General features: G+C 61.6%; 12 protein-coding genes, 1 tRNA gene and 1 riboswitch. Of the genes, 9 read left to right on the forward strand and 4 right to left on the reverse strand.

Translation table 11 applies throughout. The annotated features are described in order from the left end of the window. Positions 1-261 precede the first annotated feature (261 nt). Positions 262-1,002 (reverse strand): lipoyl(octanoyl) transferase LipB, encoded by a 741-nt coding sequence (lipB, locus tag BM413_RS16570; RefSeq protein ID WP_091914953.1) that lies wholly within the window; start codon positions 1,000-1,002, stop codon positions 262-264. A 265-nt stretch (positions 1,003-1,267) separates the two neighbouring features. Between lipB and BM413_RS16575 the strand changes: the two genes are divergently transcribed. The 3 genes from BM413_RS16575 (at position 1,268) to BM413_RS16585 (ending at position 3,451) form a co-directional block, all read left to right on the forward strand. Beyond that, positions 1,268-1,352: transfer RNA gene (locus BM413_RS16575), tRNA-Leu, on the forward strand. A 142-nt stretch (positions 1,353-1,494) separates the two neighbouring features. After that, the gene (gene mgtE / locus BM413_RS16580) at positions 1,495-2,913 is read left to right on the forward strand and encodes a magnesium transporter (protein WP_091914955.1); all 1,419 of its coding nucleotides are present in this window, start codon (positions 1,495-1,497) and stop codon (positions 2,911-2,913) included. Positions 2,914-3,064: 151 nt separating this feature from the next. After that, positions 3,065-3,451 carry a MerR family transcriptional regulator gene (locus BM413_RS16585; protein WP_091914957.1) on the forward strand — a complete coding sequence of 129 codons (387 nt, stop codon included), beginning with the start codon at positions 3,065-3,067 and terminating at the stop codon, positions 3,449-3,451. Positions 3,452-3,476: 25 nt separating this feature from the next. On the opposite strand, the gene BM413_RS16590 is transcribed toward BM413_RS16585, so the two are convergent. Together BM413_RS16590 and BM413_RS16595 are read right to left on the reverse strand one after the other, a co-directional pair. Continuing rightward, positions 3,477-3,956, reverse strand: a complete 480-nt coding sequence (locus BM413_RS16590) for a methyltransferase family protein (RefSeq protein ID WP_091914959.1) — start codon at positions 3,954-3,956, stop codon at positions 3,477-3,479. Positions 3,957-4,070: 114 nt separating this feature from the next. Further along, positions 4,071-5,048, reverse strand: a complete 978-nt coding sequence (locus BM413_RS16595) for an acetyltransferase domain-containing protein (RefSeq protein WP_091914961.1) — start codon at positions 5,046-5,048, stop codon at positions 4,071-4,073. Positions 5,049-5,129: 81 nt separating this feature from the next. On the opposite strand from BM413_RS16595, the gene BM413_RS16600 reads away from it, so the two are divergent. Further along, entirely contained in the window at positions 5,130-5,960 is an 831-nt protein-coding gene (locus BM413_RS16600; protein WP_091914962.1) for an aldo/keto reductase, read from the forward strand. Positions 5,961-6,096: 136 nt separating this feature from the next. Beyond that, positions 6,097-7,296, forward strand: coding sequence for an MFS transporter (locus BM413_RS16605; RefSeq protein WP_091914964.1), 1,200 nt, complete (start codon positions 6,097-6,099; stop codon positions 7,294-7,296). On the opposite strand, the gene BM413_RS16610 is transcribed toward BM413_RS16605, so the two are convergent. After that, positions 7,265-8,464 (reverse strand): aromatic ring-hydroxylating oxygenase subunit alpha, encoded by a 1,200-nt coding sequence (locus BM413_RS16610; RefSeq protein ID WP_091914966.1) that lies wholly within the window; start codon positions 8,462-8,464, stop codon positions 7,265-7,267. The two genes, BM413_RS16605 and BM413_RS16610, sit on opposite strands and share 32 nt — an antisense overlap. 142 nt (positions 8,465-8,606) lie before the next feature. After that, positions 8,607-8,801: riboswitch (cobalamin riboswitch) on the forward strand. A 36-nt stretch (positions 8,802-8,837) separates the two neighbouring features. Here BM413_RS16610 and BM413_RS16615 point away from each other — a divergent pair. Genes BM413_RS16615 through cobO form a run of 4 tightly spaced genes read left to right on the forward strand, consistent with a single transcriptional unit; the run spans position 8,838 to position 10,921 of the window. Beyond that, positions 8,838-9,017 (forward strand): CbtB domain-containing protein, encoded by a 180-nt coding sequence (locus tag BM413_RS16615; RefSeq protein ID WP_091914968.1) that lies wholly within the window; start codon positions 8,838-8,840, stop codon positions 9,015-9,017. Positions 9,018-9,032: 15 nt separating this feature from the next. After that, positions 9,033-9,794 carry a CbtA family protein gene (locus BM413_RS16620; RefSeq protein WP_091914970.1) on the forward strand — a complete coding sequence of 254 codons (762 nt, stop codon included), beginning with the start codon at positions 9,033-9,035 and terminating at the stop codon, positions 9,792-9,794. Then, positions 9,787-10,302, forward strand: a complete 516-nt coding sequence (cobU, locus tag BM413_RS16625) for a bifunctional adenosylcobinamide kinase/adenosylcobinamide-phosphate guanylyltransferase (protein ID WP_091914972.1) — start codon at positions 9,787-9,789, stop codon at positions 10,300-10,302. The genes BM413_RS16620 and cobU overlap by 8 nt, the downstream gene beginning before the upstream one ends. Position 10,303: 1 nt before the next feature. Continuing rightward, the gene (gene cobO / locus BM413_RS16630; RefSeq protein WP_091914973.1) at positions 10,304-10,921 is read left to right on the forward strand and encodes a cob(I)yrinic acid a,c-diamide adenosyltransferase; all 618 of its coding nucleotides are present in this window, start codon (positions 10,304-10,306) and stop codon (positions 10,919-10,921) included. Positions 10,922-11,000 lie beyond the last annotated feature (79 nt).

Genomic DNA, 11,000 nt, shown 5'->3' on the forward strand with positions numbered 1-11,000 from the left:
GCCTTTGAGCAGGCGATTGCCGTAACCCTTTGTTAACCCTCGGAACTTTCTTGGCCCTGCCGTCTTATCAGGCGGCAGGGTAGATGCTTGACTTTGGAACAAAATGAGAACAAATTAAGGACATACAGGAAACAGGAGAATGTTATGACTGATCTGGTTCAGGATGTCGTCTCACTGGTTTGCATGAGCACGTTTCTTATTTCCATGGCGATGTGGATAGGCGCACTTTGATTGCGCTGCCGCGGCCGGCAGTTTCGCAATTCAGCCGGCCTTGCGAAGACCTTCGGCGGCAATCGCCGCCGGACCGAATACCGTCTCGAAAGCCGATTTGAGCGCAACATCGAGGTCAGCCATCGTAACCGGCAGGCCGAGATCGACCAGGCTGGTCACGCCGTGATCCGAGACACCGCACGGCACGATACCGCTGAAATGGCTGAGGTCCGGTTCGACATTTATGGCGATGCCGTGAAAGCTGACCCATCGTCTGAGACGGATGCCGATCGCAGCGATCTTGTCTTCGGCAGGTGAGCCATCCGGCATTGCCGGGCGATCCGGTCGCACGACCCAGACGCCGACGCGATCCTCGCGCCGTTCGCCGCGCACATTGAAGCGGTCGAGCGTGCCGATGATCCATTCCTCGAGCGCGGCCACGAAGGCGCGGACGTCTTCGCGCCGGCGCTTCAGGTCGAGCATGACATAGGCCACGCGCTGGCCTGGGCCGTGATAGGTGTATTCGCCGCCGCGGCCAGCATTGAAGACGGGAAAGCGGTCCGGCTCGACGAGATCGCTTGCCTGCGCGCTGGTGCCCGCTGTGTAGAGCGGCGGGTGCTCCACCAGCCAGACCATCTCACCAGCCGAGCCATCGCGAATCGCGGCGGCGCGCGCTTCCATGAAGGCGAGGGCGTCCTCGTATGCTGTCAGGCCTGGTTCGATTCGCCATTCGACGGGCGGCGAACCGGGGGCTGCTTGGAACGAAGTTTCGATCTGGCTGCGTTGCGTCATGGCTGGGTCGGTTGGCCTTGCTGCGGGTCCCCATCATATGGCGGCTGACGGGCAAAAGGTCCAGTTTCCTTTAAAGCCTTCATTTGCGGCAGAGATGCAGTTCTCCACATGACGCTGGGGCAGGGAAGGGGCCGAATTTGCCCGGAATCCGGCTCTTTCATCGAAGTGTCAAACAAGTGCCGAATATTCGGTTCAGTGCACTTGTTTCGCCGGAAACGATTTGCTACATGCCGCTGGCCGGTTCCGACCGGCTCCTTCGTGACGTGCGGTCGTGGCGGAATTGGTAGACGCGCAGCGTTGAGGTCGCTGTGGGGCAACCCGTGGAAGTTCGAGTCTTCTCGACCGCACCATCACTCTCTCCCTGATATTACCAACTTTGTCTGCTCCTCTTGCCTTGCGGCAGGGACCGGCGCATTTCGTTTGATATTCCAGCGCATTGTGCTTTAGACCTGCCACAGACGATTTCCCGAAATCACAGAGCAAGGGGCAGGTTTGGAAGGCCAGGACGAACACACGTCAGGCGCTACCGCGCAGCCGCATGACCACGCGGATATCTACGGCGAGGACGGTGTTATCCGTGCGTCTTTCCTTGCCCATGTCGGCGCAGCGATTGCCGACCGCGATACGCTGGCGCTCAAGGAGGATGTCGGAAGCCTCCACCAGTCCGAGCTTGGCGATCTTCTTGAGGCGCTGCTGCCGGAGCAACGGCGCGCGCTTGTCGATCTCATGGGCGCCGATTTCGACTTTTCGTCACTCACCGAGGTCGACGAAGCGATTCGCCTCGACATCGTCGACAACCTGCCCAACGCCCAGATTGCCCAGGCCGTCCAGGAACTCGATTCGGACGATGCCGTCTACATTCTGGAAGATCTCGACCAGGAGGATCAGGACGAGATCCTGGCGCAACTGCCGTTCACCGAACGGATCAGGCTGCGCCGCTCGCTCGACTACCCGGAAGAATCTGCCGGCCGGCGTATGCAGACGGAATTCGTCGCGGTGCCGCCGTTCTGGACCGTCGGCCAGACGATCGACTACATGCGTGACGACAAGAATTTGCCCGACAGGTTCAGCCAGATCTTCGTCATCGATCCGACCTTCAAGCTCCTCGGCGCGCTCGATCTCGACCAGATCCTGCGCTCCAAGCGCTCGGTCAAGATCGAAGATGTCATGCACGAGACGCGCCACGCCATTCCGGCCAGCATGGACCAGGAAGAGGCCGCGCACGAATTCGAGCAATACGATCTTCTGTCTGCCGCCGTCGTCGACGAGAATGAGCGGCTCGTCGGCGTGCTGACCATCGACGACGTCGTCGACGTGATCCAACAGGAAGCCGAGGAAGATCTGCTGCGCATGGGCGGTGTCGGCGATGAAGAGCTCTCCGACAGCGTGCTCACCGCTTCGCGCTCGCGCGTGCCCTGGCTGCTCGTCAACCTCTTTACCGCTTTTCTGGCGGCGTCCGTCATCGGCCTCTTCGACCATACGATCGAGCGCATCGTGGCGCTGGCCGTGCTGATGCCGATCGTGGCTGGCATGGGCGGCAATGCCGGCTCGCAGACGATGACGGTGACGGTGAGGGCGCTGGCGACGCGCGATCTCGATATCTACAATGCAGGCCGCATTATCCGCCGCGAGATGGGCGTTGGTTTCATCAATGGCATCATCTTCGCCGTCCTCATCGGCATCGTCGCCGCGACCTGGTTCCAGGACCCGAATCTCGGCGGCATCATCGCCGCCGCCATGATCATCAACATGTTCGTGGCCGCCCTTGCCGGCATTCTGATCCCGCTGTTGCTGGATCGCTTCGGCGCCGATCCGGCTGTTGCGTCGGCAGTCTTCGTGACGACCGTTACCGATGTCGTCGGCTTCTTTGCCTTTCTTGGGCTGGCGACCTGGTGGTTCGGCGTGACCTGAAGATCATTTTATCACGGGCCCGTGATCGATTGACTTTTACGTAAATGCCGTGCCAAGATTCCAGCGTGGAGTCGCGTTGGTGGAGCATCGGATTTTATAACAAACCGGTTTCCACTCTTCGGTCCGACGCTCTGGCGAGAATGGAATTGATATGCGGGAATATTATTCGATCACCGAACTGACCCGCGAGTTCGATATTTCGACGCGCACCTTGCGGTTCTACGAGGATGAGGGGCTTATCCAGCCCGTCCGCCGTGGACGCACGCGCCTGTTCCGCCCGACGGACCGGCATCTGGTCAAGCAGATCATGCGGGGAAAGCGGCTCGGTTTCTCGATCAACGAAATCCGCGAAATCATCCAGATGTACAAGGAGCCGCCCGGCGAAGTGGGCCAGCTCAACCTGATGATCAAGCGCATCGAGGAAAAGCGCGAGGATCTGCGCCAGAAACGCCGCGACCTCGAAGAGACCTTGGCCGAACTCGACCATGCCGAAGAGTCTTGCGTTGAGCGGCTGGTTGAACTCGGCGTGACGACTTAAAATCTATTCGAAAATCGTCCGTCTCTCAAATCCAGCGCCGCACGCGCTTGGCATAGTCGCGGTACTTCTTGCCGAAGCGTGCCATCAGGTGCTTTTCCTCGCGCTCTATGGCGAATTTCTGGGTGGTGAAGGCGGCCACCAGCGCCAGCACGAAAAACCAGACGATGCCGGTTATCAGGCCAACGCCGATCATCAGCAGCGTGTTGCCGAGATAGATCGGATTGCGGGTGAAAGAGAACGCACCGTTTGTCACAAGATGATCCGCGCCCTGATGAGGCTTGATCGTCGTGTTGCCCTGCTTCAACGCACGCATGGCTGAAACGTAGAGAGCAATCGTGCCGGCTACGGCCAGCCATCCAAGGGCGAGCAATATGTCGGGGAGTATGCCCGACGGCAGCCATGGCAACGGATAGAGCAGGCCGAGCGCGATGCTGATGGCGATGGCCGCGAGATAGATGATCGGCGGCCACGGTATGCGGTTCGGCGCCGTGTGGATGTCCGTCATTGCGTTCCTCCTCCCTCAAGCAATTCCAGGAAAGTCTGTAATGGCTTTCCGTGCGGAATTGCGTAAAAACAAAGACTTAGAGCAGTTCGGCTTTCTGTTAAAAGCTGAACCGCTCTAAGGGCTCGTGTTTTCGGTGTCTGCCGTGCAGTAGCCGGCGCTGTCATTCACCTTGTCGCGCAGTTCCTGCGTCTGTTTGCCGGCAAAGAGCGCGTCGAGAGTGTCCTTTTCCAGCGTATCGAGCATGCAGGCGCAATAGCGCGTGCAGAATTCGGCGTCGCGCGTGTCCTGGCAGGTCCGTTCGCAGGAGGTGCGGAACTGAACTTCCTTAGTGGGGATGTCAGCCGGCATGACCTGCGAGAAAAGCCAGACGCAGGCGATCAGCACCGGCTGGTGGATGAGGTAGAAGGCGAGGCTGTGCCGGCCGGCAAAGGTCAGCGGCTTCGACCACGATCCGAGAGAAAACCCCGCCAGTCGCGCAAACAGCCCGGATGATGTGGCGAGCCTTGCCGCCACGATGCCGAGCAGGACCGCACCGAACCATGGAAACAGCGGGACGTAGTCGTTCGAGCGCGGATTGACGGACGACAGGCCGACCCACCACCATGCCGGATGATCGAAGAACGGTGTGCGCAGGAAGTTCGGTGCGGCGATCACCGCGACCGCCACGATCAATGTGAGCAGCGTCGGCAGCCGCAGGAACAAAAGCCCAAGCAGGCTCGCCAGCGCGATCTGATGCAATATACCGAAGAAGATCAAATCGTCCGGCACGGCAAAGTAGGTGATCACGGAGATGGCGAGAGCTGCACCTGCCACCATGGCAAAGCGGCGCCAAAACCCCTTCCAGCGAATGCCATTGCCGTGGGCCAGGAAAAGGCTGACGCCGACGAGGAACAGGAAGCTCGAGGCGATGCAGCGCGCAAACAGCTTCCAGCCGCCGAAGGCCGTCAGGCTGGGCTCGGTGTAGCCGAAGAATCCGAGGTCCCAGGTGAAGTGATAGATCGCCATGGCGATCAGGGCGAGGCCCCGCGCCAGATCGAGCGCGTCGATGCGGCGGGATTTCGGTTGCTGAAGCGGTTCTGTATCTGGAAGCATGCGTGATGTTGCGGTTCGTTTGATTATCGTTCAACCGTTAGCACGGATCATGACGACGAAAGAATGGAATTGGAGGATGCAATGCACAGCGTAAACGCCAATGGCGCGCAAATTCCCGCGCTCGGTCTCGGAACATGGACGCTTTCAGGCGACGACTGTGCCGAACTGGTGTTGCGCGCGCTGTCGGTCGGCTATCGCCATATCGACACGGCAGCTGCTTACGGCAACGAGAAGGATGTCGGCGTCGGCCTTCGTGCTTCGGACGTTGCGCGCGACGATGTTTTCGTGACGACGAAGGTGTGGTGGACGGACATCGCGCCGGGAGATCTGGAGCGCTCGACTGAGGCCAGCCTGAAGCATCTCGGCCTTGATCAGGTCGACCTGCTGCTGATCCACTGGCCGAACCCGAAGATTCCGCTGGCAGGTTCCATCAAGGCGCTGAACGCTATGAAGCGCACCGGCCTTGCGCGCCATATCGGCGTGTCGAATTTCCCGACCGCATTGCTCTCGCAGGCGATCGCGCTTTCGGAGGAACCGCTGGTTGCCAATCAGGTCGAGAACCATCCCTATCTCGACCAGCGGAAGGTCTATCGCCTGTGCCGCGACAACGGCATGGCGCTGGTTTCCTATTGCCCACTCTATCGCGGCGGCGACCTGTTTTCGGAAAACGCGATCCGCGATGCCGCTGCCCGTCACGGCAGGACGCCGGGCCAGATCGTGCTGCGCTGGCATGTTCAGCAGGAGGGCGTGGTTGCCATTCCACGCACCACGAAAATCGAGCGCCTGTCGGAAAACATCGCCATCTTCGACTTTGCCCTGTCGGACGAGGAGATGGCGGCGATCTCCGCGCTGACTGGCCGCAACGCGCGTCTTTGCGATTTCGGGTTTTCGCCGGAATGGGACGCCGCCTAGAGTTAGCGAGCGATCTCTTAGGCCACAGCCGGAAAGACGATATCCAACCGGCTTTTGCGACGATGGCAGGTCGGTTTCCTGCTATCGGCGGTGTGATTGCGCCTGCAAATCTGCCGGCAAATGATCCGGGGCAGGAATGGTCACGCAGGTAAGGCATCCGATCTGGCTTCCCGCCGTAAAGCCGGCGGGCGCGCGAACCTTTGCCACGCTCTATGCGCTGGAATCCTTTGCGCGCGCGTCAATCGCCAGCGTCGTTCCGATCCAGGCCTACGAACTCCTGCAGAACAAGCAGACTGTCTCTCTGCTCTACACGCTCGTTGCCTTCATCGGCCTTTCGGCAACGCTGTTCATGCCGATGCTGATCGGGCGTTTTTCGCGGCGCTGGATTTATACGACAGGCGTGGTGCTGCTCGCCGTCGGTTCGCTGCTGTTCATGACGCATTCGCTGCCGGGGCAGATGTTCGGCATGCTGGCCCGCGTCATGGGGGCGAGCGCGCTGGCGATCACGCTCAACCTCTACATCATGGACCACATCCGCAAGACGGACATCATGCAGGCCGAATCGCTGCGCATGGCGGCATCGATGATCGCCTGGACCGGCGGGCCGACGCTTGGCGTCTTTCTTTACACGCGCTACGGAATCTTCGTGACGCATGGCGTGGTGGTTGCCTTCGCGACGGCGCTGCTCGTCACCTTCTGGTACTTCCGCCTCGGCGACAATGCGCTGATCCGGCCGGGCAAGACGCGGCCGGCCAATCCGCTCAAGAATATCGGCCGCTTCGTCGCCCAGCCGCGGCTGCGGCTGGCCTGGGTTATCGCTTTCGGCCGCTCATGCTTCTGGACGACGTTCTTCGTCTACGGCCCGATCCTGATGGTGGTAACGGGGCAGGGCGAACTGGCCGGCGGCCTTCTGGTTTCGGCAGGAAACGCCCTTCTGTTCGCGGCCATCTACTGGGGCAGGGCTGGCCGGCGCTTCGGCGCACGAAACATCATGACGTTTGCCTTTTTCGGCATGAGCACGGCGCTGCTGCTGGCAGGCCTTGGCGGCGAGCGATTGCCGCTGGTCACCGGCTGCTTCCTGCTGTTCGGCGCGCTGTTTGCGGTGGCGCTCGATGCGCTCGGCTCCACGGCCTTCATGCGCGCGGTGCGCACCTATGAGCGGCCGCAGATGACCGCCGTTTACCGCACCTATCTCGACCTGTCGGAGCTTCTGCCGCCGCTGGTCTACTCGGTTGTGCTTGCCTTCTTCGGCCTTGGCGCGGTGTTCGTCACGCTCGGCGTCTTCACGGCCATCTGCGGCTTGATCACCTGGCGTTTTCTGCCGAAGTCGATGTGAGCGCCTGCGCATGCTGGCCGCGCACCCATTGATGAAAGCGCTGAAGCTCATATTCCTCCGGCATCAGCACGCCCGCCTCGTGGCGCAACGAATGCAGGCCTCTCTGGTTGATCTCGCAAATGGCTGCGTCCTCCTCCAGCACCTGGATGCCGAACCTGACGATGTTTTCGAGATCCGTCCCGCCTGACGTCAGCGCCTCAGGCAGGAACAGCCATTCCGCCACCAGTTCCGTCTGTTCCGGTCCCAGCGGCACCAGCCGCACGGTGCGGACATAATCGACATGGCCGACGACGAACATCGACGGCAGATGCGCGGCATAGGTCTGCCCGGCCCTGCGCTCGGCCTCTGTCAGTTTCGGAAAAGCCGGGCCATGAACGCGCCCGTCCTCAGACCACGTCTCGGCGCCGGCCCGCAGGCCGCCGGAATATTCGGGCGCATCATTGTCGGCATGAAGCGCCCATTCCGGATCGTCGTGTCGCGCCATCAGGCCGCGGCCATAGATCGGCACGAGATGCGACAGGGATTTATGGACGCCCGGGCAATGCAGGCACTCGTTGAAGTTTTCCCAAAAGATTTTCCAGTTGCAGTTCATCACCTTGCGAAAGGCATGGCCGGTGACGAGGTCTTCCAGCGGCCAGTTGCTAACCTCGGCGGAGCCGGCATCGAAAACATCTGCAGCCGAGCCTTGCACATCTTCGGCCAGATTGACGAAGACGAAGCCACGCCAGACCGACAGCGCCACGGGATAGAGCGGGTAGTCGGCCTTGTCGAAACCTTCGGGCAGCGATTTCGACGGCACGCGCACGAGATCGCCGCGCAACGAATAGGACCAGGCGTGATAGGGGCAGGTGAGCAGCCGAGCCTTCAGCCTGCCTTCGCTCTCGCCGCAAAGCTGCGAGCCGCGATGGCGACAGGTGTTGTGGAAAGCGCGCAGCACGCCGGTCTCGTCGCGGATGATGAGGATTTCCTGCGTGCCGAGTTTGAACACACGATAAGCCAGCGGCTGGGCGACATCGGCCTCGCGGCAGGCCATGATCCAGTTGCGATACCAGATCGCGTCGAGATCGCGCTGATATTCGGCGTCGCTCCAATAGGCGCGGGACGGAAGCGTCACCTCCGCCGTTCGAAGGCCGTTATAGGCTTCGCTTTCCGCTGGGCCTGCCGTCATCGCGCTGTCCTCCGGTGGGGTCAGCGGATACCTGTACGGAAAATTTGTCAATTCCGGCGACAGTTGCCCGATCGTCAAATTACGACCTTTCCGGCAGGAAAAAGGGCGGGAAATTGGTTTGCCGGGCGGCGGGTTTATCCTTATAGTCGCCGCTGTCGTCGGTTCCGCGAGGAATCAATAGGGAATGCGGTGCGGGCAAAATCTGCCCAAAGCCGCGGCTGCCCCCGCAACTGTGCGCGGCGAGCTCTCCCCAGATGCCACTGAGAATTTTCTCGGGAAGGCGGGGAAGGGTGCCGACCCGCAAGCCAGGAGACCTGCCGGCGACATTGGAAACTCTAGGTGCCCTCGGGTGGAGGGTGAAAGGTATTTGGAAATGAACACGGTTTCTTCGTCGCTCGGCGCAACAGCAGGTTTGGCCTCGCGCTCGATGCAGTTGGCAATGGCCGGTCTGCTCGGCCTCTTCGTTATCGGCTTCGTCGGCTTCTCGCATATGGAAGTCGTCCATAATGCCGGCCACGACTATCGCCACTCGATGGCGTTTCCCTGCCACTAACGAAGGACCGCTCCCATGACATTGTTTCGTAACGTCGTGTTCATCGCGGCGATCGCAGGGCTATTGTCCGGCATCGTCATGACGGCCATGCAGGCCTATGCGACCGTTCCGCTGATCCTGAAGGCGGAAACCTTCGAGAACGCCGGAGGCGGCCACGAGCACGCTGCTCCTGCCGCCGATAATGCGCAAACCGTGGCACCGACGGCTGAGGCCGCAGCACCTGCCCACGAGCATGACGAAGAAGGCTGGGCGCCGGCGGACGGTTTCGAGCGCTTCGCCTTCACAGCGCTTGCCAACATCGTCACCGGTATCGGCTTTGCGCTGGTTCTGGTGGCCGCTTCGGAACTCGCCGGTGGCATCCCCAACTGGCGCCAGGGCATTTTCTGGGGTTTTGCCGGCTTTGCCGTGTTCACGCTGGCGCCGGGCCTCGGCCTGCCGCCGGAACTGCCGGCCATGCCTGCGGCCGATCTTGCCGCCCGTCAGGTCTGGTGGATCGGTACGGTGGTTGCTACTGCCGCCGGCCTTGGCCTGATCGCCTTCCGCTCGTCGCTGGTGTTTTCGCTGATCGGCGTTGCGCTGATGGTCGCGCCGCATCTGCTTGGCGCGCCGCAGCCGGCAAGCCACGAATCGCCGATCCCGCCGGACCTGCATCACCAGTTCGTGGTCGCCGTAACCGTGACGAACCTGATCTTCTGGGTCGTGCTGGGTGCTGCCGTCGGCGTCATTCGCGGACGCTTCACCGGAACGGCGACAAGCCTGCGCGACAGCTTTGCCTGACGCCACTTCGCTGATCCTCCTGCTCGGCGGTGCGCGCTCGGGAAAGAGCGCGCATGCCGAGCGGTTGGCTACCGCATTCCCTGCGCCCTGGACCTATATCGCCACGGCGCAGGCTTTCGACGACGAGATGGTCGAGCGCATCGCGCTCCACCGCACCCGCCGCGCCGAAGGCTGGCAGACGGTCGACGCGCCGCTCGACCTTGCCGATGCCATTGCCGATGTGCCGGATGAACAGCCCTTGCTGGTCGATTGCCTGACGCTCTGGCTTTCCAATCATTTGCTGGCCGATCATGATCTGGAACGCGAAAGCGAAAGGCTGGAGGCCGTTTTGGCCAGGCCGCGCGGTCCGTGGTTCGTCGTCGCCAACGAGGTCGGGCTCGGCATCGTGCCGGACAACGCGCTCGCGCGGAAATTCCGCGATGCCGCCGGCCGGCTCAATCAAAGGATCGCTGCCCGCGCCGACCGTGTATTCTTCATGGTCGCGGGTCTGCCGATGCAGGTGAAATGAGATGAAAGAAATCGACGAAAAGGAAGCCGAGCGCCACAAGGCCAAGATGGCCAAGCGCAAGGCGGTGCAGGACGCCGAGGTGGCCGAGAAGACGGTTACCGAAAAGGGACTGCTGATCGTCAACACCGGCCCCGGCAAGGGCAAGACGACAGCCGCCTTCGGGCTGGCGCTGCGCATGCTCGGCTATGGCAAGCGCGTCGGCGTGGTGCAATTCGTCAAGGGCGCCTGGCACACCGGCGAGAAGGATGCCTTCGCCACCTTCGGCGGCCGCATGGTCTGGCACACGATGGGTGAGGGGTTCACCTGGGAAACGCAGGACATCAAGCGCGATATCGCCGCTGCAGAAGCCGCGTGGGCCAAGGCGGTCGAGCTGATCGCCGACCCGTCGATCAGCCTCGTCGTGCTGGATGAGCTGAACATCGCGCTGCGCTACGATTATCTCGACCTCGACAGCGTGGTTTCGACCCTGAAGAACCGGCGCGAGGGCCTGCATGTCGTCGTCACCGGCCGCAACGCCAAGCCGGCGCTGATCGAGGCCGCCGATCTCGTGACCGAGATGGGCTCGGTGAAGCATCATTTTTCGGCGGGGGTTAAGGCGCAGCAGGGGATTGAGTTTTAGGGGGTGCGTCCTTCGAGGCTCGCCCATCGATGTCTGCGGCACAATTTCCATGCCCTGCGGGCTCGCACCTCAGGATGAG

It is taken from the genome of Mesorhizobium sp. YR577 (assembly GCF_900116595.1).
Classification (GTDB): Bacteria; Pseudomonadota; Alphaproteobacteria; order Rhizobiales; family Rhizobiaceae; genus Mesorhizobium_M.

Coding starts and splice junctions, on each gene's coding strand:
- lipB (WP_091914953.1), bottom strand. CDS start 1,002: ATGACGCAACGCAGCCAGATCGAAACTTCGTTCCAAGCAGCCCCCGGT.
- BM413_RS16585 (WP_091914957.1), top strand. CDS start 3,065: ATGCGGGAATATTATTCGATCACCGAACTGACCCGCGAGTTCGATATT.
- BM413_RS16590 (WP_091914959.1), bottom strand. CDS start 3,956: ATGACGGACATCCACACGGCGCCGAACCGCATACCGTGGCCGCCGATC.
- BM413_RS16595 (WP_091914961.1), bottom strand. CDS start 5,048: ATGCTTCCAGATACAGAACCGCTTCAGCAACCGAAATCCCGCCGCATC.
- BM413_RS16600 (WP_091914962.1), top strand. CDS start 5,130: ATGCACAGCGTAAACGCCAATGGCGCGCAAATTCCCGCGCTCGGTCTC.
- BM413_RS16605 (WP_091914964.1), top strand. CDS start 6,097: ATGGTCACGCAGGTAAGGCATCCGATCTGGCTTCCCGCCGTAAAGCCG.
- BM413_RS16610 (WP_091914966.1), bottom strand. CDS start 8,464: ATGACGGCAGGCCCAGCGGAAAGCGAAGCCTATAACGGCCTTCGAACG.
- BM413_RS16615 (WP_091914968.1), top strand. CDS start 8,838: ATGAACACGGTTTCTTCGTCGCTCGGCGCAACAGCAGGTTTGGCCTCG.
- BM413_RS16620 (WP_091914970.1), top strand. CDS start 9,033: ATGACATTGTTTCGTAACGTCGTGTTCATCGCGGCGATCGCAGGGCTA.
- cobO (WP_091914973.1), top strand. CDS start 10,304: ATGAAAGAAATCGACGAAAAGGAAGCCGAGCGCCACAAGGCCAAGATG.